General features: G+C 54.4%; 21 protein-coding genes and 1 tRNA gene. 13 read left to right on the top strand and 9 right to left on the bottom strand.

The genetic code is table 11. From position 1 onward, the window contains the following. Nucleotides 1-209: 209 nt before the first annotated feature. Nucleotides 210-1,385, top strand: coding sequence for an ISL3 family transposase (locus GT409_RS10850; RefSeq protein ID WP_160629108.1), 1,176 nt, complete (start codon nt 210-212; stop codon nt 1,383-1,385). Nucleotides 1,386-1,432: 47 nt separating this feature from the next. Here GT409_RS10850 and GT409_RS10845 read toward each other — a convergent pair. Further along, nucleotides 1,433-1,509 (bottom strand) — tRNA-Pro (locus GT409_RS10845). A 115-nt stretch (nt 1,510-1,624) separates the two neighbouring features. Between GT409_RS10845 and epsC the strand changes: the two genes are divergently transcribed. The 4 genes from epsC (at nt 1,625) to GT409_RS10825 (ending at nt 3,708) form a co-directional block, all read left to right on the top strand. Then, nucleotides 1,625-2,569, top strand: a complete 945-nt coding sequence (gene epsC / locus GT409_RS10840; RefSeq protein ID WP_160629107.1) for a serine O-acetyltransferase EpsC — start codon at nt 1,625-1,627, stop codon at nt 2,567-2,569. Between the two features lie 85 nt (nt 2,570-2,654). Then, entirely contained in the window at nt 2,655-2,852 is a 198-nt protein-coding gene (gene rpmI / locus GT409_RS10835) for a 50S ribosomal protein L35 (protein ID WP_160629106.1), read from the top strand. Between the two features lie 24 nt (nt 2,853-2,876). Further along, nucleotides 2,877-3,233, top strand: coding sequence for a 50S ribosomal protein L20 (gene rplT / locus GT409_RS10830; RefSeq protein ID WP_160629105.1), 357 nt, complete (start codon nt 2,877-2,879; stop codon nt 3,231-3,233). A gap of 130 nt (nt 3,234-3,363) precedes the next feature. Beyond that, on the top strand, nt 3,364-3,708 hold the full coding sequence (locus tag GT409_RS10825) for a tetratricopeptide repeat protein (protein ID WP_160629104.1): 345 nt from the start codon (nt 3,364-3,366) through the stop codon (nt 3,706-3,708). Nucleotides 3,709-3,787: 79 nt separating this feature from the next. On the opposite strand, the gene GT409_RS10820 is transcribed toward GT409_RS10825, so the two are convergent. Next, the gene (locus tag GT409_RS10820) at nt 3,788-5,047 is read right to left on the bottom strand and encodes a DEAD/DEAH box helicase (RefSeq protein WP_160629103.1); all 1,260 of its coding nucleotides are present in this window, start codon (nt 5,045-5,047) and stop codon (nt 3,788-3,790) included. A gap of 192 nt (nt 5,048-5,239) precedes the next feature. Here GT409_RS10820 and GT409_RS10815 point away from each other — a divergent pair, with 192 nt between their 5' ends. After that, the gene (locus GT409_RS10815; RefSeq protein WP_160629102.1) at nt 5,240-5,890 is read left to right on the top strand and encodes a hypothetical protein; all 651 of its coding nucleotides are present in this window, start codon (nt 5,240-5,242) and stop codon (nt 5,888-5,890) included. 30 nt (nt 5,891-5,920) lie between these two features. On the opposite strand, the gene GT409_RS10810 is transcribed toward GT409_RS10815, so the two are convergent. The 3 genes from GT409_RS10810 to GT409_RS10800 all read right to left on the bottom strand — a co-directional run bounded on the left by GT409_RS10810 (nt 5,921) and on the right by GT409_RS10800 (nt 11,016). Continuing rightward, nucleotides 5,921-8,194: a peptidase U32 family protein gene (locus GT409_RS10810; RefSeq protein ID WP_160629101.1), complete on the bottom strand. Its 2,274-nt coding sequence runs from the start codon at nt 8,192-8,194 to the stop codon at nt 5,921-5,923. 62 nt (nt 8,195-8,256) lie between these two features. Beyond that, nucleotides 8,257-10,707 carry an FAD-dependent oxidoreductase gene (locus tag GT409_RS10805; protein WP_160629100.1) on the bottom strand — a complete coding sequence of 817 codons (2,451 nt, stop codon included), beginning with the start codon at nt 10,705-10,707 and terminating at the stop codon, nt 8,257-8,259. Nucleotides 10,708-10,710: 3 nt separating this feature from the next. Further along, on the bottom strand, nt 10,711-11,016 hold the full coding sequence (locus GT409_RS10800) for an ArsR/SmtB family transcription factor (RefSeq protein WP_160629099.1): 306 nt from the start codon (nt 11,014-11,016) through the stop codon (nt 10,711-10,713). A 192-nt stretch (nt 11,017-11,208) separates the two neighbouring features. Here GT409_RS10800 and GT409_RS10795 point away from each other — a divergent pair, with 192 nt between their 5' ends. Beyond that, nucleotides 11,209-12,378, top strand: coding sequence for an OmpP1/FadL family transporter (locus GT409_RS10795; RefSeq protein WP_160629098.1), 1,170 nt, complete (start codon nt 11,209-11,211; stop codon nt 12,376-12,378). A 286-nt stretch (nt 12,379-12,664) separates the two neighbouring features. On the opposite strand, the gene GT409_RS10790 is transcribed toward GT409_RS10795, so the two are convergent. After that, on the bottom strand, nt 12,665-14,017 hold the full coding sequence (locus tag GT409_RS10790; RefSeq protein ID WP_160629097.1) for an integron integrase: 1,353 nt from the start codon (nt 14,015-14,017) through the stop codon (nt 12,665-12,667). A gap of 559 nt (nt 14,018-14,576) precedes the next feature. Between GT409_RS10790 and GT409_RS10785 the strand changes: the two genes are divergently transcribed. Both GT409_RS10785 and GT409_RS10780 read left to right on the top strand, forming a co-directional pair. Beyond that, on the top strand, nt 14,577-15,608 hold the full coding sequence (locus tag GT409_RS10785) for a hypothetical protein (protein WP_160629096.1): 1,032 nt from the start codon (nt 14,577-14,579) through the stop codon (nt 15,606-15,608). 385 nt (nt 15,609-15,993) lie between these two features. Further along, nucleotides 15,994-17,211 carry an IS256 family transposase gene (locus GT409_RS10780; protein WP_160625940.1) on the top strand — a complete coding sequence of 406 codons (1,218 nt, stop codon included), beginning with the start codon at nt 15,994-15,996 and terminating at the stop codon, nt 17,209-17,211. Between the two features lie 130 nt (nt 17,212-17,341). Here GT409_RS10780 and GT409_RS10775 read toward each other — a convergent pair whose 3' ends face one another. Both GT409_RS10775 and queA read right to left on the bottom strand, forming a co-directional pair. Further along, nucleotides 17,342-17,761 (bottom strand): group II intron maturase-specific domain-containing protein, encoded by a 420-nt coding sequence (locus GT409_RS10775; RefSeq protein WP_160630101.1) that lies wholly within the window; start codon nt 17,759-17,761, stop codon nt 17,342-17,344. A gap of 48 nt (nt 17,762-17,809) precedes the next feature. Continuing rightward, entirely contained in the window at nt 17,810-18,847 is a 1,038-nt protein-coding gene (queA, locus tag GT409_RS10770; RefSeq protein WP_160629095.1) for a tRNA preQ1(34) S-adenosylmethionine ribosyltransferase-isomerase QueA, read from the bottom strand. 155 nt (nt 18,848-19,002) lie between these two features. On the opposite strand from queA, the gene GT409_RS10765 reads away from it, so the two are divergent. The 4 genes from GT409_RS10765 (at nt 19,003) to GT409_RS10750 (ending at nt 22,481) form a co-directional block, all read left to right on the top strand. Then, nucleotides 19,003-19,776, top strand: coding sequence for a 7-carboxy-7-deazaguanine synthase QueE (locus GT409_RS10765; protein WP_160629094.1), 774 nt, complete (start codon nt 19,003-19,005; stop codon nt 19,774-19,776). Between the two features lie 33 nt (nt 19,777-19,809). Further along, nucleotides 19,810-20,499 carry a 7-cyano-7-deazaguanine synthase QueC gene (gene queC, locus GT409_RS10760; protein ID WP_160629093.1) on the top strand — a complete coding sequence of 230 codons (690 nt, stop codon included), beginning with the start codon at nt 19,810-19,812 and terminating at the stop codon, nt 20,497-20,499. Nucleotides 20,500-20,592: 93 nt separating this feature from the next. Next, the gene (gene queD, locus GT409_RS10755) at nt 20,593-20,970 is read left to right on the top strand and encodes a 6-carboxytetrahydropterin synthase QueD (RefSeq protein WP_160629092.1); all 378 of its coding nucleotides are present in this window, start codon (nt 20,593-20,595) and stop codon (nt 20,968-20,970) included. An 8-nt stretch (nt 20,971-20,978) separates the two neighbouring features. Then, on the top strand, nt 20,979-22,481 hold the full coding sequence (locus GT409_RS10750; RefSeq protein ID WP_160629091.1) for a S1C family serine protease: 1,503 nt from the start codon (nt 20,979-20,981) through the stop codon (nt 22,479-22,481). Nucleotides 22,482-22,526: 45 nt separating this feature from the next. On the opposite strand, the gene queF is transcribed toward GT409_RS10750, so the two are convergent. Continuing rightward, nucleotides 22,527-22,937, bottom strand: a complete 411-nt coding sequence (gene queF, locus GT409_RS10745) for a preQ(1) synthase (RefSeq protein ID WP_160629090.1) — start codon at nt 22,935-22,937, stop codon at nt 22,527-22,529. Nucleotides 22,938-22,948 lie beyond the last annotated feature (11 nt).

Below are 22,948 nucleotides of genomic sequence, written 5' to 3'. Positions count from 1 at the left end.
AAATCATTCACTTCGCCCTTTATTTTCAGGCAAATCGATTCCCGATTAGTTTTCGTACCCACCACGCATTTATTAAGGTATTTGCGCGTAAAAATGAAAACGGCGAACCCTGTGTGAGTTCGCCGTAAAAATGAGGCTCTTCCTCAAAGGCGGGGGCAAGGGCGATCCCTGACTGCTAAGGTAGCAGTTGGAATAAAAAGGAGATCGCTATGCCCCAAGAGAAGATAGACCTGGTCGGCCCCGGCATCAAGGTTCATTCCGTAGTCCGCCACGGTGGCGTGATGATTCATGCCGAGTACGTTGGCCCGGTGGCCTGTCCGCAATGCAGTTCAGAGCAGCTGCGCACTAAGGATCGATTTGTACGGAAGCTGCGTCATGAAAGCATTGGAACGAAAAACACCTGGCTGTACTTGACGCTGCGTAAATATCGCTGCGAAGACTGCAGACGCTATTTTAGGGCCCGAGTGCCCGGCCTGCTGCCGTACCGGCGCAGTACCGAGATGTTCCGTCAGGAGATCTTTATGGATCACCGTGACGGCATCAGCCAGCAACAGCTGCACCGCACCCGGCGGATCGGATCCGCTACTGTCGAGCGGTGGTTTCATGACCATCTGGAGCTTAAAGAGAAGATGTTTTCCAGCCGGTTGTGCCCGACGGTTCTGGGTATTGATGAACACTTCTTCACCAAGAAGCAGGGATACGCAACGACCTTCTGTGACCTGCAGAAGCATCGGATATTCGAGGTAGCCAAGGGACGATCAGAGCACTCCCTGCATAGCGCTCTGATGCGAATGAAAGGCCGAGAGCGCGTTCAGGTGGTCTGTATCGACCTTTCATCAAGCTATCGCAGCTTGGCTCGGAAGTATTTCCCGAATGCATTGATCGTCAGCGATCGGTTCCATGTGGTGCGAACCGTCATCCGCCATTTCCTCGACACATGGAAGCTACTTGACCCTGTAGGGCGTAAAAACCGTGGGCTGCTATCGCTGATGCGCCGAAAAAGCGGCAATCTTCATCCAGACCAACAGGCCCGTCTGGAGCGATATTTTGAGCAGAACCCAGCGATTGGTATGGTGTACAAGGCCAAAGAGGAGCTATGCGAACTGCTTAACCAGAAGCATCGAACACAAAAGGACTGCCGGCCGCTAATCTCACGCCTGCTGTACTGGATCGATCAGCTGCGCAACAGTCCATTCGAGCCGTTGCGCACGCTGGGGGCCACATTGAGTTCCTGGCGCGATGAGATCGCCCGGATGTGGAGGTTCACCCGCAACAACGGCATTACAGAAGGCTTCCATACCAAGATGGAGCTGATTCAAAGGAGAGCCTACGGCTTTAGGAATTTCAGCAATTACAGATTGAGAGTAATTGTGATGTGTGGTTAATAAAAATTCGCCCTTACCCCCGTCTTTGGGGAAGAGCCAAAAATGATTGGTCGGGGCGACAGGATTCGAACCTGCGACTTCTACACCCCCAGCGTAGCGCTCTACCAGACTGAGCTACGCCCCGACATTTTCAAAGCGCAAGAAGCTAGCACGCACCCCGCTTCCGGTCAACGGGAGATTGAAAGAAAGCTTAAAGGGAGCTTGAATCATGAATCAATCCCGATTTAACTGCTCATGTTATGCAGAAAACACCCACCCAGAAAATTGCAGAAAAACTGTCCAGCCTGTACTCGACCGAACATACCGACCGCCCTGAAAATGTACTTTGGAATTATCCGGCCGCCGACCAGGTGGTAAAAGCGCTGAAAATTCTGATCCGCATCATGTTCCCCGGACTGGCTCCGGCATCGGAAAGCAATCTGGAAAAACATTTTGAACAACAGCTCGATGAAGTAAGCGCCCTCCTCGGCCCGGAAATCGAACGCGCAGTTCCCTTTCGCTGGCAATCTGCCGCCATGTGCAATACGAACCCGCCGGTCCTTGACGATGTACCTGCGGAAACAGTACGCATCCTGAACGCTTTCCTCAGGAAACTGCCGTTCATTCGGGAAATGCTGATTGACGACGTAAAAGCCGCCTATAACGGCGACCCGGCCGCACTCAGCTATGCCGAAGTCAAAGTGGCCTATCCCGGCGTCCTTGCCATTGCATCGCACCGCATCGCGCACGAGCTGTACTCTCTCGACGTGCCGATCATTCCGCGCGTGATGAACGAATGGACGCACGCCAAGGCCGGAATCGACATCCATCCCGGCGCGACCATTGACCGCGGCTTTTTCATCGACCACGGCACCGGCGTGGTGATCGGAGAAACCGCAAACATCGGCAAAGACGTCAAAATCTACCAGGGCGTCACGCTGGGGGCCAAAAGCTTCCCGCTCGACGAACACGGCAATCCGATCAAACATATCCAGCGCCACCCAACCGTGGAAGACAACGTCATCATCTACTCCAACACCACCGTTCTGGGCGGGAAAACGGTCCTCGGGCACGATTCGGTCATCGGCGGCAACGTCTTTCTAATGGACAGTGTTCCGCCCCACAGTTTTGTAACCAAAACAGGCGAAGGAGCCAGTGTCCGGACCAAAGATACAACCCACCTTCTGGGCGGTCTCGGCATTTAGCTTAAAAAAGCCGTGAAAAGACTGGACTCGTCAGGGGCACAGCCCTATATTTCTCCGCTTTTAAGACCATTTCGAGGAGTGCATTATGCCGAAAATGAAAACCAAAAAGACTGCGGCCAAACGTTTTAAGAAAACGGCCACCGGAAAACTGAAGTATTCCCACATGGGTGGCAGCCACATTCTGACCAATAAAAACCGCAAACAGAAACGTCGTCTCGGCAGTCAGTCCATTGTGGACAAGGCTGACCAGAAACGTATTGCTAAAACCATCCCTTACGCGTAAGCGCTTATTTAAGGAGTAACGACCATGCCAAGAGCAACTAATTCCCCGGCGAGTCGTCGCCGTCACAAAAGCCGCCTGAAACTCGCCCGAGGATTCCGCGGCTCACGCAGCAAACTTTTCCGTCAGGCAACCGAGGCAGTTGACCGCGCTCAGGCGATGGCTTACGTCCATCGCAAACAGAAAAAGCGCAACTTCCGCCGCCTGTGGACCGTTCGCATCAACGCCGCCTGCCGCACCAACGGCATCAGCTACAGCCGTTTCATCGACGGACTGGCCAAAGCGAACGTCACCATCAACCGCAAAATGCTCTCAGAGATCGCAATCTTTGACGAGGCGGGTTTCACCAAACTGGTTGAAACCGCCAAAGCGGCTGTTGCGTAAAACGTCCTCCACGTGGAGTTGCAAAACCCCGGTGCTCATGCGCCGGGGTTTTTTATTTACCTGATGACAATCCCCGCTCCTGCGACTACAATATCCCCGCAACACGCGGCACTAACAGGAGACAGTCATCATGATGAAATACATATCAGCAGCAATCATCGCTTTATTACTGTGCGGGTGCGCTTCCATGGCCCAAAAAGGGGCTCTCGTCCGGGCGTATAAAAATTACGAAAAGCGTGACTACGAAGACGTCATCAGCCTCGTTGCAATGTCAGAGTCATACAAGACCCCGACACCGGAACTGAAATCAGAACTCGCATATCTGAAAGCCATCGCCCTGGAAAAACTGGGCAGAAAAGATGAAGCACAGGGCATCTTCCTCTACCTCACCGAACAGTTCCCGGACTCCGAATACGCATACCGGGCCAAAGAAAAACTGAAAAGCCCGGCCAGCACCTCCGACCAGCACAGATGAAGGGACCTCCCGCTCTTCCAATGCCTGGAAAAATTGACCGCCGGACAACCATCTTTTTCCAAACATTGGAAAACGCGACCTAGCGGCGGCGCGACGGGCGGCGGTTTCCGCCGCCGGAAGGACGACCGCCGGATCGACGGCGACCCTGACGCCCCTTCGGCTCGGGCCGAGCATCGGAGCCGGTCGCGCGACGTGCCGTTTCAGAATGATATTTATGCGTCAAATCCACCGGCACTTCTTTGCAAATCATTTTTTCAATCTGCCGCAGCCAGTCGCGCTCGCGGGCGGAACAGAATGAGACTGCATCGCCGTCCGTTCCGGCGCGCGCGGTGCGGCCGATCCGATGAACGTAGGTTTCCGGTTCTTCGGGCAGGTCGTAGTTCACCACATGCGTAATTCCATCGACGTCGATGCCGCGCGCGGCGATATCGGTGGCAACCAGCGCACGCAACTTTCCCGATTTAAAGCCGGCCAGCGCATTCGTACGGGCGGTCTGTGATTTATTGCCGTGAATAGCCGCAGAGCTGATGCCGGCCGCCTCGAGTTTTTTGACCACCTTATTCGCGCCGTGCTTGGTGCGGGAAAAGATAATCACCTTGTCCATATCGTGCTCATCGATCAGATCGATCAGCAGTGCGTCTTTATGGCCTTTATCGACAAACATCATTTTCTGAGTAATCCGTTCGACGGTCGGCTGTCCGGGATCAATCGTGATTTTTACCGGATTGCGCAGCATATCCATCGCCAGCTTTTCAACCGCCGCCGGCATCGTGGCTGAGAAAAAGAGCGAATGGCGCTTTTTGGGAAGCTTCGCAATCACCTTGCGAACAGCCGGGATAAATCCCATGTCGAGCATGCGGTCGGCTTCATCGAGAATAAACAGCTCAATGCGATCCAGATGGATATATCCCTGATCCATCAGATCAATCAAACGGCCCGGCGTGGCAACGACCACGTCGACGCCGCGCTGCAGTGCCTTCACCTGCGGATTCTGACCGACGCCGCCGAAAATGACGGTGTGCGACACACGCACATGGCGGCCGTAGGTGGTAATGCTGTCGCCGATCTGGGCGGCCAGCTCGCGCGTCGGCGACAGGATCAGTGCACGCGGGCGTCCTTTGGGCGGCGTAATATTAGTCTGGCTCATCTCCTGCAGCAGCGGCAGTGTAAACGCGGCGGTCTTGCCGGTTCCGGTCTGTGCACAGCCGAGCAGGTCTTTGCCTTCCAGCAGATGGGGAATCGCCTGCTGCTGAATGGGAGTTGGTGTTGTGTAGCCCTCTTCGGCCACAGCGCGTTGCAGCGGCTCCATCAGAGCCGCGAATGCGTTATTCTGTTTCATGGGTTCTTCTTTCCCGTCCAAACTGTAAAAACTCTAAGCCATGCGGACGGTGCAGGGAAAGAAGGTGCCGCGCGAAACGCGGATCAAGTGAGCGGGGGTTGTAGACGCATCGACTGCGAAAGTCAAGGGCCATCCGCGAACGAAGCAAACCGAACTTGCCCCCTCAGCATTGAAGCTGTTACAAGATCATTCATGAAATCCATTGTGCTTAAAGAGCTTCGTCACCACGGCCCCTTTACCCTGCTCGGAGCACTGGCAAGCGTCGCGGCCATGATGCTGATCCGAAACTTTGCCCCAAACTTTCTATCCACCGAACGGGCAGAAGGCCTGTTCGAGTTCTCGCACCCCATGCACGTTGTACTCAGCGCAATGGTGACCGCTGCGCTCTACCGCAACTACCGTTCCAAAACCGGCCACAGCAAGACCGGAACCCTGACCGTCATCCTGGTCGGCTACTTCGGTTCTATCGGCATCGCCACACTCAGCGACTGCCTCATTCCGTTCTGGGGCGAAAAGCTGCTCGGCATGGAACACGCCCATGCCCACCTCGGCGTCATTGAAATGCCGGTTGTTATCAACTTTGCGGCACTGTTTGGAATCAGCTTTGCCTACTGGTATCCGAAAACCCATTTTCCGCACACCGGTCACGTCCTGCTCAGCATGGCCGCCTCGCTGTTCCACATCCTGCGCGCACAGGCCGAACCGTTCAGTATCCTTCAGGGACTCGCAGTCGGACTCTTTCTGTTTGTCGCAGTCTGGATCCCCTGCTGCCTCAGCGACATCGTCTTCCCCCTGCTCTTCATCCGCAAAGAAGACCTGCCCAAAGATTTTCACGTACACTGAATAATCATTCTCTCGCAGAGGCGCACAGCATTACAAAAGCCCGCGTAAAAAATTGGCAGAGGAACCGGGCACAGAACCGCCGGAAATAATCTTCTGCACCAGATCGGCGGAATATTCTCCGTAACACAGATCAATCCGGAAATGCCGGGCGCCGCGCTCTTTCAACTCGGTCAAATGATCGGTCAGCGAAAACGGTTCTTCATTCAGCAGCACAAACTCGTGACCGGTTTGCTCGACACGAAACGTGCGGTGCGAGCGGTCGGCCAGCGCCGAACCGGAGGCTTCCGGGCGCGTGGCGGAAATCATCAGCGGTGTATGCTGAAACACCGGAACGATCGCAGCATCGCCCAACTCTTCAATCAGGGAAAACAGATTTTCTGCATCATCTTCCGGCGACAGAACAAAATGCTCAACGCCCTGCCCATTCCACTCCAGCGCCGCCTGCGAATTGAGCGTATACAACGACCAGTCCGCCGAAACATCTTTTTTGCCACACAACAGGTTCAACGCCCCGACATTCGCTGCCTCCCATTTCTGATGACCAGAAACAGTATCCGTCAGCACACGGTATGCTTCGACATCTTCATCGCGAATGACCACCGGCAACGCCAGCCGCAAACGGTCTCCATAGAACTCCTGCGCTTTTTCAAGATCTTCCGGGCGCGCCGGATCGACCTCCAGAACAAACTCATCGATGGCTTCCAGAGGATGAAAAACCCGCAATTTGACAGACCAGAAAACGGTCTCTGAAATTGGTTGTGCCGGGAAACGTCCAAGGTGTGGACGTTTTCTGGCGGAGGAAACTTCCGACGAAAAATCAGCAATCAGGCGACGGCGGGCATCGTTGAGAGCGGAGACCGGAACGAATACCACCGGACCGTTGAGCGTCAGCTGATCGAGCCGCCAGTCGGTGTCGCCCAGTTTCCCAAAGGCTTTTTGAAATGCCGTCGTGGATTTTTCCGGATTTTTTGCCGGCTCAAACGGTCCGTCCAGAATGAGCTCACGCTGCATACCGTCGGCGGAGGCCGTAATCCGCAGTTTTTCCAAGGTTTGGAAAATATCAACCTTCAGCGGACGGCGCTGGCGGAACTGCCCGGGCCGGGGAGCCGTGAATTCGTAACGCTGACGCACGGCCTGCGAATAGGAGCAATAAACTGCAGCGCCTTTTCCAAGGCCTGGATGATCCGGCGGCAGCTTCAGCGCAATCTCTGCATTCGCGGGCAGCTCAAAACGGCGTTTTCCATCGGGATCGGAAGCCAGCCGCATTTGATCGGCAGCAAATCCATAGGCACTGGTTTGCCCCGGCATTTCAACTTTCAGTCCGTCATGCTTTTGCAGTGCGCGGTTGCTGTGCAGAATCAGCCACGGGCCCAAAACTTTTCTGACGGCTCCGATCTGTGCGCCGCGATGTCCGTCGTTGACCGGATCCACCGGTGTATTCTGCTCGTTGTCGAGATAAAGATCCGTAGACGGCCGGCCGAAGATGGTCTGGATGTCGGACAGCAGCAGCTCGGGATCGGTCAGATTGCCGTCCAGCGCCTTACGGTAAAAATCGGAAACCGCCGCGACATAGAGCGGGCTTTTCATGCGGCCTTCAATTTTGAGCGACGCAACGCCTGTCCGAAGCAGGTCGTCCAAATGATCTGCCGCCGCAAAATCCTTCATTGAAAACGGCAGCGATTTTTCTCCGCCGCTTTCAAATGCCTGGCGGCAGCAGTAGGCGCAGCGTCCGCGGTTTCCGCTGCGCCCGAGCAGGTGCGAGGAAAAGAGGCAGAGCCCGCTGTAGGAATAGCAAAGCGCGCCATGAATAAAGGTTTCAGTTTCTATGCCGCAATGACGGCTGATGTGCTCGATGGCCTTCAGGCCCAGCTCACGCGCCAGCACGACCCGTTTGAAACCAAGCGACGCGAGCTGCTGTGCGCCGGCCAGATTATGCACGGCCATCTGCGTACTGGCGTGCAGGCGGATCTGCGGAAAATGCCGACGGATCAGGTGGACCATGCCCATATCCTGAACAATCACTCCGTCGGCATTGAGGTCGCGAATCTGCCCCAGCATCTCGAGCGCCTCGTTCAGCTCGTGCTGCTGAACGAGCGTGTTGAAGGTGATGTAAACCCGGCGGCCGAGGTGGTGCGCGTAGCCGATCAGCTCGTCGAGCAGCTCGGGCGTAACGTTGCCGGCCTCGGCGCGCGCGGAAAAGCGCGGCAGGCCGACATAAACAGCATCCGCGCCGTACGCCAGCGCCGCCCATGCGGCATCCGGCGTTCCGGCCGGAGCCAGCAGTTCTGGAAGGGAATCATTCAAGCGGTCGAAAAGCTATCCTGCCTTCGGCCGCTCTGCAAGTTTCCAGGCATTGGAAAACCAACCTAAATGAACAGGTTGGCGTTGCTCTGCGTGAGATGATCCACATACATCGCCACACCGCCCTCTTCAATTCCGTCGATGAGTTCCTCTTTTTTGATACCCATCAGATCCATGCTCATGGTACAGACCACCAGCTTGACACCGCTCATTCTGGCCTGACCGATCAATTCCGGAAGCGTCATGACGTTTTTCTTTTTCATGATGCCTTTGATCATCGCCAGCCCCATGCCGCCCATGTTCATTTGAGACAGCGCCAGCTTGTCGGCGCCCTTAGGCATCATGATTCCGAACATTTTTTCGATCAGGTTTTTCTTCGCCACGACCGGACCGGATTTCCGCAGCATATTAATGCCCCAGAAGGTGAAGAACAGCGTCACATCATAGCCCGCGGCGGCGGCGCCGTTAGCAATGATGAACGCAGCCACTGCTTTATCGAAATCGTTCGAGAAGACAACGTTGGTCATGGCGCGTTTTCCAGACATTGAAACGCCGCCGCGGGACCCTGCGCGCTTGATGACCGTTGCACGGTAGGACCCGCCTTCCCCGGGATCCATGGAGGCGAGTTCGTGGCCGGTGCTGTGGCACCATGCCGGCGCATCGGCAACAAAACCGGGATCGGTGGCGCTGATGCAAACCGCCTCGCCTTCATTCACCTCATCAATGGCGTTTTTAAGCTGAAGGATCGGGCCGGGACACTGCTGACCGCAGGCGTTAATCGTTTTCACCAAATTCATCGGGGTCTCCTTTTTAACATCTTGGTAGTCGGAATCGCTCTCCGGTTTGTGGTCCTCCGGCATTTCGTCGGCAGCCATCCCGACCGTGCGCTGATAGGTAATATAGCCGCCGGTCAGGTTCCGGCAGTTGAAGCCGTTCTGGGACAGGATTCGGCATGCGAGGTAGCCGCGCAGCCCAACCCGGCAGAAAATGAGATATTCCTTTTCCTTATCCAGATCATCGAGACGATCGCGCAGATCATCGAGCGGAATGTTTTTTGCCCCCGGAATGGTTCCGGTGGAAACCTCATCCGGAGTACGGATATCCAGCACCTTCTGACCGGCCGCCGGATTGATAACATCTTCAACCTGACAGATTTTTGCATCACCACGCAGGATGTTGGCGGCAACAAACCCGGCGAAATTGACGGGGTCCTTGGCAGAGCCGAACGGCGGAGCATAGGACAGCTCAAGCTCTTCGAGGTCATAAACCGTGAGACCGGCGCGAATGGCCACCGCGAAAACATCAATGCGCTTGTCGACGCCGTCGGCACCGACCACCTGTGCGCCGAGCACTTTGCCCGTTTCCGGATCAAACAGCATCTTCATGCTGAGTGCGGCGGAGCCGGGATAGTACGATGCGTGACTGGCCGGATGAACATAGATTTTTTCATAGGCCACACCCGCGTGCTTCGCCGCCTTCTCGCTGAGCCCGGTCATGCCGATCGCAAGGTTGAATACTTTGCAGATAGCCGTTCCCTGCGTGTCCTTATAGCGTGAGGATCGTCCGAAAATATTGTCGGCGGCGATACGCCCCTGCCGGTTGGCCGGTCCGGCCAGCGGAATGAGCGCAGGTTCACGGGTAACAAAATCGATCACCTCCACGGCATCGCCAACGGCGTAGATATCCGGCACAGACGTCTGCATTCGATCGTTCACTTTAATGCCGCCGCGCGGACCGAGCACAATGTTTGCTCCCGTTGCCAGCGTGGTTTCCGGCTTTACGCCGATGGCAAGGATCGCCAGACCCGTTTCCAGCGCTTCGCCGGAACTCAGAGTCAGTTTCAATCCTTTTTCGGTTTCCTCAAAACCGCTGACGGATGTGCCGAGGCGCAAATCGACGCCGTTGATTTCCAGCTCCTGATGCAGAATGGAAACCATTTCCGGATCGGCCGGCCCCATCACCTGAGGCGCCAGCTCCACGAGCGTGGTTGCGATACCGCGGCGGCGCAGCGCTTCAGCCATTTCGAGGCCGATGTAACCGCCGCCGATGACGGAGGCGTGCTCGCGGCCTTTCAATTCGGAAATAATGCGGTCCATATCCTCCATGTTGCGGAGCGAAAGAACGCGGTTGCTCTCAATCCCGGGAATGGGCGGACGCACCGGATCGGCGCCGGGGCTGAGAACAAGGGAGTCATAGGATTCTTTGTAGACTTCTCCGGTCTCGAGGTTTTTGATCTCCACCTCCTTCTGATCCGGATCAATCGACATCACTTCATTGCGGGTGCGCACATCGATCCGAAACTGGGTGCGCAGAAGTTCCGGCGTAGTCACCAGCAGCCGATCGCGTTCCGCGATCTCGCCGCCGATATGATACGGCAGTCCGCAGTTTGCGAAGGAAATATACGGACCGCGCTCCAACAGAATAATTTCAGCCTCTTCGCTCAGGCGCCGCGCCCGCGCTGCGGCGCTTGCACCGCCGGCCACTCCGCCAACAATCACAATTTTCTTTTGATCCATTGATTACTCCTCATTTTCAAAATGCAGAAACGTCCTTAAATGCCGATGCATACAGTCAAACAGCTTCAGGAAATCGGAATTCTGAAGGGCACAGTACTTTGTGGCCCCCTCTTTCCGAATCGACACGAGTCCATACTGGCAGAGCGTTCGCAGCTGCTGAGAAAGCATCGACTGACTGCATCCCAGTTCCTGATAAAGCTCGGTACAGGTTCTCTCCCCGTCTGCCAGCTGTTCAATCACCCCCAGACGAATGGGGTGTGCCATCGCTTTCAATACCTCTGCCGCCAATTCCCGTTCTTTTTCCTGCATAGTGCGTCTCCGAATAAAACATTAGGTAATTATAATATTATGAAAATGTCAAATAAAACCGCTTTCGCGCGAATCAAGCCTATACATGCAATACATGATCATTTTTATAACTTTTTAGTGTTGCCACTCTGCGGGACTTCTGGTTTTCTCCTTTCACACTTTTTAAACCCCCAATCAATGTAAGGAGAAATCATGAATAAAAATCTGGCCATCATACTCTCATTCCTGCTGAGCGGCGCCGCCGCCTTCGGAACCGAGGGAATCAATTTAATCGGGATCGGTCCGATCCAGCAGGGAACAGCCGGCGCCGGGGTTGCCTCCGCCAAAGATTCCACCTGGCTGCTGCTCAACCCGGCCGGCCTCACCGATCTGGAACGCGGCGCCGATGCCTCGATCCAGTTATTTGCGCCAAACCGAACAATCAACTCAACCTTAAGCGGGGGAGCGGGTAAGCAAACCGACGATTCAGCATTTTTCATCCCTTCAATCAGCACCAGTTTCGGATGCTGCCACGGCGACAACGGCTACCTCGGAATCGGGATCTACGGAACCAGCGGCATGGGCGTGGACTACGATTACGGACGAATAGGTACGCCGGGGGCTCAGACGTCGTTTGACCGGCAGACTCAACTGTCGATTGCAAAACTCACCGTCACCTACGCCCAAAAATTCGATAGCGGCCTCAGCGTCGGTGCCGGACCGATCTTTGTGCTGTCCCGCTTCCGCACAGACATGTTTAATGCCGCCGGCGTTCCCCAGAACAACAAATGGGATACGGCCGTCGGAGCCGGATTCATTTTCGGAGTGAACCAGAAAGTTACCGACAAACTCTCGATCGGCGGAAGCTACATCACCGAGCAGTTCATGACCGAGTTCGACACCTACAACCAGCTGCTCGACGATTCCCTGAATCTGCCGCAACAGCTGACCGTGGGACTGGCCTATGACATTCTGTCCAATGTTGAAGTGGCTCTGGACTACCGCTGGATCGGCTGGAACAAACTCGACACGCTGGGCGACCAGTTTGGCTGGGAAGATCAGAACATTGTCAAAGCCGGACTCACCTGGGACCTCAACGACCGTCTCACCCTGCGCGGCGGGATTTCGCACGGCAACTCCCCCATCGATTCCGACGCGGCCTTCGGCAACTCGCTGTTCCCCGCCATCATGGAAACCCATCTGGCGACCGGACTTTCCTACCGGTTCGATAATTTCCATATCGATCTCGCCTATGTGCATGCTCTTAAAACCGAACAGACCGCCAACGGAAATGACGCAGGGCCATTGGGCCCGATGGCCGCAGGAACCACAATCAGCATGTATCAGAACAGCCTCACCATCGGTGCCGGCTGGGATTTCTAGAGAAACCGATCAACAAACGAGCCTCCCGCAAACCCCTTTGGGTTTGCGAGACGGTGATTTATTAACGATCAACTGTAATTTATGCAACCGATTGCCGTGCCAAACGTTTCACTGACAACCAATCCCTTTTAACTGATTAACCGAAATTGAAAACCCGGAGGTTTTTCAACTTGCTCAGACGTTCTCACGAATGCGGTCAACGACCGCATCCACAGCAACCTGCCCAAACCCGCAGACGCGGATTCCCGCCCCCCCCCAGCGGCAGAATCAGACCAGCAAAACTTTTCTACAGCGTATCGAGCGGGCTTTGCCCGGAAACTCCGGACCGATTCAGCACATGGGTGTAAATCATTGTAGTCGACACATCCGCATGACCCAGGAGTTCCTGAACCGTACGGATATCAGAGCCGCGAGCCAGCAAATGGGTCGCAAAACTGTGACGCAGCGTGTGACAGGTCACCCGCTTGGGAATCCCCGCCTTAACCGCACTGGACTTAACCACTTTCTGTAAATTCTTCTCACTGACATGATGCCGCCTGCGCCGACCGCTCCGCGGATCCGTACTGAGCCGGGCTGCCGGGAAAACATACTGCCAAATCCACTCTTTTGAAGCATTTGGATACTTCCGCGCCAAACTTTCCGGAAGAAAGACCTCTCCAAATCCTGCCGTCAAGTCCGCGTCATGCTGCGCTTTCATCGCGGTCAAATGCGCCTTCAACTCAGGAACCAGCTTTACCGGCAACGGAACCCGCCGGTCTTTTCCTCCCTTCCCGTCAACCACAAGAATATATCCGTTGTCGAAATCAATATTCTGTACCCGCAACCGAATACATTCCATCAGACGCATTCCGGCTCCGTAAAGGAGAGACGCCATTAATTTATTGCGCCCACTCATAGCCGCCAGCAACAACTGCACCTCACCCGGCGACAATACCACCGGCAGCCGCCGTTTCCGGGCCGGACGCCGATATTCCCCCAAATCACCCAGCTCCACCTTCAGCACTTGACCGTAAAGGAAAACCAGTGCATTCAGCGCCTGGGACTGTGTTGACGGAGCGACCTTGCGCACAAGAGCCAGATACTCCAGAAAATCCCGCACTTTCGCCGGTCCCTCAGGAAAAGTCCCTCCGCAATAGTCCACAAAACGTCGCGCCCATTCCACATACGTCTGCTCTGTGCGAATCGACATCGCACGCGTCCGAACCACCTCTTTGATTCGTTCGAGCTGCGCCTCGGCCGCCGGAGTCAATGCACACGCTTCCTGCCTATGAACATCACGCATCAGTGGTGCTTCTCTGGCCAGAGTCGGATGTGTCGGCTCCAGATCGCGGCAGGCGCTCAGCCTCGCATCCCAGTCGTACGTCACCGCCCAATCCAGACTAACTACATCAACCAGTAGAATTTTTAATGCGTTGATCGCCTGAATCATCTGCCAGTCCTGCAGAGAGTCATTGCGACCTAACACATTCAGGTACTGATCGAGATAGGTCGCATCTACGTTACGCAATTTGCGCCCTTCAAGACCATATACAAACTGCTGAGCACGATGCACCGTCCATTCCGCCGCATATCCCGAAAGGCCGTGTTTATTCACTAAATCAGCATAACGACCCCAAAATACGGATTCTTTCCTCGTCATTTTTCTTTTAATAAAAAAGTCAGACACGTAAGCTACCTATCACACAAACAATACTTGTTTAAAGAAAAAATAGGTCGCAAACAATGCGACCTAATCCACTGTTAGACATTAAGATGAAAAAAATTAGTAAATCAAAATGTCCTTTGTGTGACGCAGGTATTTCATACTGGAAAATAATGCGCCATTCGTGGTTCACACCGATCAAATGTCCAGAATGCGATGCTAGGCTAATTTTCTATAAGGCTGAGTGGTATAAGAAAGGTCTTTACGTGATAGTCCCCATCATTGCTCTTGAGGTTTATATTTTCACGGACTTGCGAAACAGTATTCCTACTGGAGTTTTCCTGCTGGTAGCATTGATAACAGGGTGGATATTGTTTCAGGTTTCCCTTTGCCGGATGAAGTTGAGGCTAAAACAAAATAAAAAGTCTAACCAGAAAGTTGAACTTACGGAAAACCCCGGTGATGATTTTTAAAATCACATGTTCGCACGGAGCGGAAGTCGGCACGGCCTTTTCCGAAGCTCACTTTTGACGTTCTGAAGTAATAAGGATAAAACATGAAAGAAAACGAAATCCAAAAAAGTGACGGCATGTCCATTGCCAAACGCGAGGACTTGGTTGCCTCAATTCCTAAGGATGAATTTAAGTCCTGGTTTTATCTGTTATCTGGCAAACCCGACAGCACAGTAAAATTTTTCTCAAACCCGATTATAGTTGGCCCATCAGATATTGAGGATTTAAACAATGCCGTTCAGGACAAACTAAGAACTCATCATGTTGAAGGGTGTATTACTTCCATAACAATCAACTATAGAAACAACACGGTTAAAGAGTTCTCAACTTGGGCAGAATTTCAAACACACAACTGGAAACGACCAGAGGTCACAGAGACAATATTTGTTAAGTGGGATTTCATGGTTGATATGCCTAACTTTGAAGTCCCGCAACGGCACACAATGACATTACGCATTGCCAATGAAATTAAACCTGCTCACGTCCTCAATGCGCTATTCGGAGGAGGCCAGACACTAAACAATTGGGAAAATTTAGAAAATGAGATGAGTCCTGTTTACTGCAGAGTTGATTTCATCAATCAGTCTCTAGGCCAAGAACTAGTCAACCTTGTTAACGATTGGTACAAAGGAAAAAGGAAGGTCAAACATATTGGGCGATTCATGCAAGTGGTCTCAAAACAACGTCGCATTTTTTCGCAATCAATCCATTACTCAATCCCATTACTCACTGGAGCTCTAGCTTGCGCTCTAATGTTTTATCGTTGCGAAATTGGAAACTGCACAGACCCCCTTACAGTCTCTGCAAGCAAATGGCTGTTTCTTTGGCTCTTGATCTCAATTTTTGTGATCTCAATTGCAGGGAAAATCGGTGAAAAAGTGTCATCTTCCGTGTTTAAAAGCTTATCAGGATACGGCGAAGGCCATTACTTTAATTTCACCAATGGGGACAAAAACCAGCAGGAGGAAAAAGCAGGAGAAAACAAAAAGAAGCTCATTCGTCTCTGGTCAAAAATAATTCTGACAGCCCTGTTTGACATTGCCCTTGCGATCTTCACAACCAAGCTAATTAAATAATTTCAGAAATCGGGTAAAGGGGAGTGTCTAGCTCCCCCTCCCCACACCACCGGACATGCGGGTCCGCATCCGGCGGTTCGAAAGGCATCGGCCGACTCTATTGAGCCGGATAATGTATCCGAGACCATTGTTCGTGAACCGCTCCCTTCGGTCACTATTTCCTTCGGAAATTATCTTCGCTGCGCTTCGGGAGACTGATTAACCCTTGCTCGGCAAGCCAGTCGTTTCCCATACCCATATTGGTTGCCAGCGTGCGTGCCAGCTTCCAATACGCCTTGCGGCTGCTAACGACCATTGATAGCGTATTAAATCTTTCGCACATTTGAATTGGGGTTCTCCCGGCTGGTAAAACCAGCCGTGTGTCAGCAAACACAAGGAGAACCAAATGGATAGAGACCAAAAGACGACGGAAGATACCACGAAAAAGATCATCGAAATTGACGACTCGGCTGTGCGGGGACATCTGCAGGAGCTGGTGAGAGGCTCCGTTGAGGAGACGCTCAACGGCCTGCTGGATGCCGAAGCGGATACCCTGTGCGGAGCAAAACGCTATGAGCGAAGCCCGGATCGGGTGGATTCTCGTGCGGGCCATTACGAGCGTGGACTGGAGACACAAGCCGGCAGTGTGAAGCTCAAAGTACCCAAGCTTCGCAGCATTCCCTTTGAGACACAGATCATTGAACGCTATCGTCGTCGTGAAAGCTCCGTCGAAGAAGCGTTGATGGAGATGTATCTGGCCGGGGTGTCGGTTCGCCGTGTTGAAGATATTACGCAGGCACTGTGGGGCACGCGAGTCAGCCCGGGAACGGTCAGTAACCTGAACCAAAAAGTTTATGAACGCATCGAGAAGTGGCGGACACGCCCGATTGATGGCGAGTATCCGTACGTCTATCTCGACGGGATCTGCCTGAAGCGCAGCTGGGGCGGCGAAGTGAAGAACGTATCGGTTCTGGTCGCTATTGGAGTCAATGCGGAAGGCTATCGAGAGATTCTTGGTGCCGCCGAAGGCGAGAAGGAAGACAAGGCCGGATGGCAAGCATTCTTGCGCGATCTGAAGGAGCGGGGGCTCAAAGGGGTTCGCTTGATCGTCAGCGATAAATGCCTTGGGTTGGTGGAATCGGTCGCCGAGGTTTATCCATCCGCCGACTGGCAACGTTGCGTGGTTCACTGGTACCGCAACATCTTCCAGAATGTACCGCGCCAGAAAGTCAAAGCAGTCGCTGCCATGCTCAAAGCAATTCATGCCCAGGAAGACCGCGAAGCGGCCTTGGAAAAGGCTCAGGCAGTCGTAGAAAAGCTAAAAGGCATGAAGCTGAACAAAGCGGCCGATCACGTGCAACGAACCGTAGACGAAACACTGAGCTATATGAGCTATCCCGAGGAGCATTGGCGGCGCATCCGCACCAACAATCCGTTGGAGCGGATTATGCGCGAGATCCGGCGACGTACCCGCGTAGTCGGCAGCTTTCCTGACGGACAGTCCGCGCTGATGCTGGTCGCAGCTCGTCTACGCCACATCGCAGGCACCAAATGGGGGACGCGCCGCTACCTGAACATGACCCGACTCTACGAACTGGAACAACTCAAGAAGAATGCCGCATAGGCGGCCTCGGGCTTCGACCCAACTCCGACGAGTTATATGACCCATTCTCGTTGGCCCGAAGCCCAGAGGCCGCCCCGAACAACAGAATTTATGGAGAACTCCAAAACGAAAGTGCGAAAGATTCTGGACACTACCCGACCATTTTGATCTGCCGAATATTAACGTTCAGCTTGAGCAGTTCGCGGAACCGCTTTGCAGGTCGCTTCCACATCTTCCAGTAGCACATCCGCACGCGGCGGCGTATCCATTGGTCGAGCAGTGGAATGGGTTGGTAGTATTCGCTGATACCGAAGTATCCGATCCAGCCGCGCATATACTGCCGCAGTTTCTTCAGTCGGTACGCCATCGAAACACCCCAGCTTCGGCCGGTGAGTTCCTTGATGCGCCGCTTGAACTCCTTTTCGGACTTTTGGCTCCATCGAATCCGTCCATGTTTGATCTGGAACCCGAGGAATGTGCATTCGTCCAGAGACGCGACTTTGCTTTTGGTCTCATTGACCGTCAGCTTCAGCCTGCGTTCCAGAAAGTTCCGAACATTGAAAAACACCATCGCATTCACTCTATCGCGGATTCCGCCCGCTCCGAGTAACGCTGGTCGTCAGCGCCGCTTGAGCAGGCAACCATCGCCATAGGAATAGAAGCGATAGCTTTCGGCCTTGGCGTGTTCGTAGGCGGCAAGCATGCGTTCGCGGCCGGCGAAGGCGGAGACGAGCATGAACAGGGTTGAGCGCGGCAGATGGAAATTAGTCAGCAGCAGATCCACGATCTTGAACTGGTAGCCGGGCGTAATGAAGATGTCGGTTTCTCCGGTGAAGGGTTTGATGCTTCCCGGCGCAATCGCGGCGCTTTCGAGCAGACGCAGTGACGTGGTACCGACGGCGACGATTCGGCCTCCCGCCATGCGGGTCGCGTTGATTAACTCGACGGTTTTCTGCGAAAGCGTCCCCCACTCGGAATGCATTTTGTGCTCTTCGGTGTCGTCCACTTTGACCGGCAGGAAAGTGCCGGCGCCGACGTGCAGCGTAACGGTTTCAAAACTCACGCCGCTTTTTTCCAAACCCTGGAAAATTTTCTCCGTAAAATGAAGTCCGGCGGTCGGCGCGGCGACTGCCCCCTCTTCTTTGGCGAAGAGTGTTTGGTAATCATTGCGGTCCGTGGCGTTTTCGGTGGATTCCAACTTGCGCTGAATGTAGGGCGGCAACGGCATGCGTCCGTATTTTTCCAAACATTGGAAAAGTTCATCTCCGCCGCAGTTGAAGCGGAAGCGGATGTCGCCGCCGTCGAGCTTTTCGGCGACTTCGGCCCAGAACCCGTCGGCAAAGTCGACGCGCTGGCCGACCTTGAGGCGCTTGCCGGGCTTGGCGAAGGCGAGCCATTCGTCGTTGCCGGTGCGCATATGGAGCGTGGCCTCGATTTTTACGGCGTCGCGCAGGCCGTCGAGCCGCGCGGGAATAACCTTGGTGTTGTTGGCGATCAGCAGGTCGCCGGGCTGCAGGCAGTCCGGCAGGTCGCGCATGACGCGGTCGGCAAAGCCGTCGCCGGTCAGGTCGAGCAGGCGCGCGGAATCGCGCGGGCTGGCCGGATGGTCCGCGATGTACTGCCGGGGCAAATCAAAATCAAAAAGGTCTACTTTCATGGGAATGGGCTATTGGAATACTGGAATCTTGGAGTCTTGGAAACCAGAATCACAGGAATCTTCTATATCCTTATCATTATTCCACCATTCCATTATTCCATTCCGGCGCCGCCTTCAGGTATGCTCCCGCTTTGAACATTCAGGAATCGAAGGAAATGACCCAGAAAAACCAACCATCCGCATTTGTGAGCGAAATTTTCAGTTCCGCGCAGGGCGAGGGCGTCAACATCGGCCGCCGCCAGCTTTTTGTGCGTTTCTGCGAATGCCACCGCAACTGTCTTTACTGCGACACGCCGTTCCAGCGCACCGATTCCGTGCGCATTGAAACCGTTCCGGGCAGCGGAACGTTCAAAGAGTTCTCCAACCCGCTGGACTGCGCAGGACTGATTAAGCTTCTGAAGCTGCTGTACAGCGTTGTCTGCGTTCATGACGACCTGTTCCTAACCGGCGGCGAGCCACTGCTGCACGCAAAGTTCCTGAAAGAATTCCTGCCGCAGGCCAAAAAAGAGTTTGCCCTGCCGGTCCATCTGGAAACCAGCGGCGATCTGGTGGAAGAATTTGAAAGCATTGCCGAGTATATCGACCATGTACTGATGGACATTAAACTGCCCAGCGTGACCGGAGAGCCGGAGACGTGGCTGCAGCATCAGCATTTTATGGAAGCCATCCGTGCCCGCCGCATCAGCACAACCATCAAACTGGTGGTGAGCGCCGACACGGCAGAGGAAGACCTGGTCGAGGCGATCGAGCTGATTACCGCGACCCAGACGGAGGCCGATGTGGTTCTGCAGCCGATGACGGCGGCATCGAGAACCGATCGGATACCCACGGCGCAGCAGATCCTTCACTGGCAGTCCGAAATGGCATGTTCGCTGAAAAAAACCGTGCGCATTATTCCTCAAAGCCATAAATTGATGGGGCTTCTTTGAGAACGGAATGACGAATACAGGAGTGATGGATTGATGAAAAACCGGAAAAAAGCAGTGGTCCTGCTGAGTGGCGGACTGGACTCTGCAACGGCGCTGGCGATGGCCAAAGCGGAAGGGTTTGACTGCTATGCCCTCTCCTTCCGGTACGGCCAGCGTCATATGGTCGAGCTGGAATGCGCATCCCAAGTTGCCAAAATGCTGAAGACGGTGGAGCACCGCACCGTTGAGATTGATCTCGGCGCCTTCGGCGGGTCGGCGCTGACCGACACCAACATTGATGTGCCGCACGAGGCGGGTGATGAGGATGAAATCCCGATCACATACGTTCCGGCGCGCAACACCATTTTCCTGTCTTACGCACTCGCATGGGCGGAAGTGCTCGGCTGCACCGACATTTTCATCGGCGTGAATGCCCTCGACTACAGCGGCTATCCCGACTGCAGACCCGAATTCATCACCGCCTACGAAAAAATGGCCAACCTCGCCACCAGGGCGGGCGTGACCGGCGAGGAGAAACTGACCATCCATGCGCCGCTGATCGATCTGACGAAAGCGCAGATTATCACAACCGGGCTGGAGCTCGGCGTCGACTACGGACAAACCACCAGCTGCTACGACCCGGCGCCGGACGGCAAAGCCTGCGGCACCTGCGATTCCTGCCGCCTGCGCCTCAAAGGATTTAAAGAAGCCGGAACCAAAGATCCTAGAAAATATGAAATGTAAAAGATGAAAGATGAAACAGGAACTCAAACGGCGTTGGCCTTTTTAGTTGAAAAAACACCGCCTTCATAGTTCATCTTTCAGAAAGGAATTCCTATGCCTGAAATGCAGATTTATAAAACACTGCGGTTTGATGCCGCGCACCGACTGACCGGCGTACCGGATACCCACAAATGCTCCGCGATGCACGGACACGGCTTCGAGATCGAAGTTCACCTGAAAGGCGAAGTCGACCCGCAAACCGGTTTTGTAATGGACTTCGGAGACCTGTCCAAGGTGTGTACGCCGGTTCTCCAGCAGCTCGACCACGCGATTCTCAACGAAATCGAGGGGCTGGAGAATCCGACCAGCGAAAACATGAGCGTCTGGCTGTGGAACATTCTGAAACCGCAGCTGCCCCTGCTTTATCAGCTGGTTATCAAAGAAACCGAAACCTCCGGCTGCATCTATCGCGGCCCCGAACCCACCCGCTGAGAACCGTTATGAAACGATGGATACCTGCCGTTCTGTTCTGCATTCTGATCGCCGGCACCGCCGCCGCACAGGATGTCCGCGAGGCGATTGTTAAGATCTATACCGTTCACAACATCCCGGATTACTACAATCCGTGGAACATGCGCGGCCCGCAGAGCTCGACCGGTTCGGGATGCATCATCAGCGGCAACCGGATTCTCACCAACGGCCATGTGGTGCGCGACCAGACCTTTGTTCAGGTGCGCCGGTTTGGGGAGTCGCGGCGCTATCAGGCACACGTGCTTTTTGTATCCCATCAGGCTGACCTTGCGCTGCTGACGGTTGACGATCCGGCGTTTTTTGACGGCATCGACCCTGTCCCGCTGGGCGGACTTCCGGAAACCCAGCAGGATGTACATGTTTACGGCTTTCCGATGGGCGGCGATACGCTGAGCATTACCGAAGGCGTGATCTCACGCATTGAGCATCAGACGTATTCCCATAGCTCTCTCAACCTGCTGGCGGCGCAGATCGATGCGGCCATCAACCCCGGCAACTCCGGCGGCCCGGCCATTGTAGACGGCCAGCTGGTCGGTGTCGCCATGCAGGGAATGACGCAGGCGGATAATATCGGCTACATCATTCCCGTTCCGGTCGTGCAGCATTTTCTGAAGGATATTCAGAACAACCGGCAGGACGGCGTTCCAGACCTTGGAATCAACTGGCAGAAAATGGAAAACCCCGATATGCGGCGGCGATACGGCATGGCACCCGGGCAGACCGGAATGCTGATTACAGGTATTGCTCATAAATCCGCCGCAGACGGGGTCCTGCAAACCGGCGATGTTCTACTGAGCGTCAAGGGCCACCCTGTTGCCGACGACGGCACGGTTGAGTTTCGCCCCAAAGAACGCACCCTGTTTCTTTATTATGTGCAGGAAAACCAGATCGGCGATCATTTAAAGGTCGAAGTGCTGCGCAACAATCAGCTCCTGCCGCTCGATATCCCCCTCTCGCACACCTTTGATGACAACTGGCTGATTCCGATGGAGCAGTATGACATACTGCCGAGTTACTACATCTACGGCGGAGTCGTTTTCGTTCCGCTCACGAAGAACCTGCTGCAGATGTGGGGAAAGAACTGGTACAATAACGCCCCGAAAGAACTGATTGCGCGCATGAGCAACAACCTGCGCCCCAGGGAAACCGATGAGGTTGTGCTGGCGCTCCGCGTCCTCGCCGCCGACGTCAACCAGGGATACCAGAACGAAAATTACTGGCAGATTGAGTCGGTCGACGGACAGAAAGTGCGCAACCTCAAACAGATGATTTCCCTGATTGAAGCCGGCGCCGGCAATGAATTCATCACCTTCGAAAACACCATCGGCCTGGAAATGGTCCTGGACCGGGAAAAAGTCCGGCAGGAACAGCCGCGAATTCTTGCCACCTACCGAATTCCCGCCGACCGCTCCAGCGATCTGCAGGAAAACACAAACGTCTACGAGAATGTGTTCCAAACCCTGGAAAAATAAATCTCCTTTTTCCAGAGTCTGGAAATCTGCTCAGGCGGACTGCACTTAAGCGTCTGCAGAGTCCACCCGCACACTGGAACGGATCCCGCCGCGGGCGGTAAAGTCGCCGGTCACGATCAGGTGCCGCGGTTTCAGCAGGCCAAACAGATCGGTGTAAATGCGGTTTGTGACGTCCTCGTAGAACGATCCCTCATTGCGGAATGAAAACAGGAACAGCTTGAGCGACTTGCTTTCAACGCACAGCTGATCGGGAACGTACTCGATCGTGATGCGCGCGAAGTCGGGCTGGCCGGTAATGGGGCAGAGCGACGTAAACTCATCCGTCTCAAACTGAATCCAGTAGTTTCGCTGCGGATTTGAGTTCTCAAACGTTTCCAGAATCGATGCGTCAGGCGCCTGCGGATAATTCATCTCGCCCTTTTTCAACAGGGTCAGTCCTTCTGTATGACTTTTCATAATTCACCTCG

It is taken from the genome of Tichowtungia aerotolerans, from assembly GCF_009905215.1.
In the GTDB taxonomy this organism is placed as follows: domain Bacteria; phylum Verrucomicrobiota; class Kiritimatiellia; order Kiritimatiellales; family Tichowtungiaceae; genus Tichowtungia; species Tichowtungia aerotolerans.
The sequence above is the reverse complement of the archived record's forward strand: the minus strand, read 5'-3'. Positions and strand labels throughout refer to the sequence as shown.

What these genes read in the sequence shown, in the direction of transcription:
- rpmI (WP_160629106.1), top strand. Translation starts at nt 2,655, where the DNA reads ATGCCGAAAATGAAAACCAAAAAGACTGCGGCCAAACGTTTTAAGAAA.
- queF (WP_160629090.1), bottom strand. Translation starts at nt 22,937, where the DNA reads ATGAAAAGTCATACAGAAGGACTGACCCTGTTGAAAAAGGGCGAGATG.
- GT409_RS10795 (WP_160629098.1), top strand. Translation starts at nt 11,209, where the DNA reads ATGAATAAAAATCTGGCCATCATACTCTCATTCCTGCTGAGCGGCGCC.
- queC (WP_160629093.1), top strand. Translation starts at nt 19,810, where the DNA reads ATGAAAAACCGGAAAAAAGCAGTGGTCCTGCTGAGTGGCGGACTGGAC.
- queD (WP_160629092.1), top strand. Translation starts at nt 20,593, where the DNA reads ATGCCTGAAATGCAGATTTATAAAACACTGCGGTTTGATGCCGCGCAC.
- GT409_RS10815 (WP_160629102.1), top strand. Translation starts at nt 5,240, where the DNA reads ATGAAATCCATTGTGCTTAAAGAGCTTCGTCACCACGGCCCCTTTACC.
- GT409_RS10805 (WP_160629100.1), bottom strand. Translation starts at nt 10,707, where the DNA reads ATGGATCAAAAGAAAATTGTGATTGTTGGCGGAGTGGCCGGCGGTGCA.
- GT409_RS10790 (WP_160629097.1), bottom strand. Translation starts at nt 14,017, where the DNA reads ATGACGAGGAAAGAATCCGTATTTTGGGGTCGTTATGCTGATTTAGTG.
- GT409_RS10750 (WP_160629091.1), top strand. Translation starts at nt 20,979, where the DNA reads ATGAAACGATGGATACCTGCCGTTCTGTTCTGCATTCTGATCGCCGGC.
- GT409_RS10775 (WP_160630101.1), bottom strand. Translation starts at nt 17,761, where the DNA reads ATGGTGTTTTTCAATGTTCGGAACTTTCTGGAACGCAGGCTGAAGCTG.
- GT409_RS10765 (WP_160629094.1), top strand. Translation starts at nt 19,003, where the DNA reads ATGACCCAGAAAAACCAACCATCCGCATTTGTGAGCGAAATTTTCAGT.
- queA (WP_160629095.1), bottom strand. Translation starts at nt 18,847, where the DNA reads ATGAAAGTAGACCTTTTTGATTTTGATTTGCCCCGGCAGTACATCGCG.
- GT409_RS10850 (WP_160629108.1), top strand. Translation starts at nt 210, where the DNA reads ATGCCCCAAGAGAAGATAGACCTGGTCGGCCCCGGCATCAAGGTTCAT.
- epsC (WP_160629107.1), top strand. Translation starts at nt 1,625, where the DNA reads ATGCAGAAAACACCCACCCAGAAAATTGCAGAAAAACTGTCCAGCCTG.
- GT409_RS10780 (WP_160625940.1), top strand. Translation starts at nt 15,994, where the DNA reads ATGGATAGAGACCAAAAGACGACGGAAGATACCACGAAAAAGATCATC.
- GT409_RS10800 (WP_160629099.1), bottom strand. Translation starts at nt 11,016, where the DNA reads ATGCAGGAAAAAGAACGGGAATTGGCGGCAGAGGTATTGAAAGCGATG.
- rplT (WP_160629105.1), top strand. Translation starts at nt 2,877, where the DNA reads ATGCCAAGAGCAACTAATTCCCCGGCGAGTCGTCGCCGTCACAAAAGC.
- GT409_RS10785 (WP_160629096.1), top strand. Translation starts at nt 14,577, where the DNA reads ATGAAAGAAAACGAAATCCAAAAAAGTGACGGCATGTCCATTGCCAAA.
- GT409_RS10820 (WP_160629103.1), bottom strand. Translation starts at nt 5,047, where the DNA reads ATGAAACAGAATAACGCATTCGCGGCTCTGATGGAGCCGCTGCAACGC.
- GT409_RS10825 (WP_160629104.1), top strand. Translation starts at nt 3,364, where the DNA reads ATGATGAAATACATATCAGCAGCAATCATCGCTTTATTACTGTGCGGG.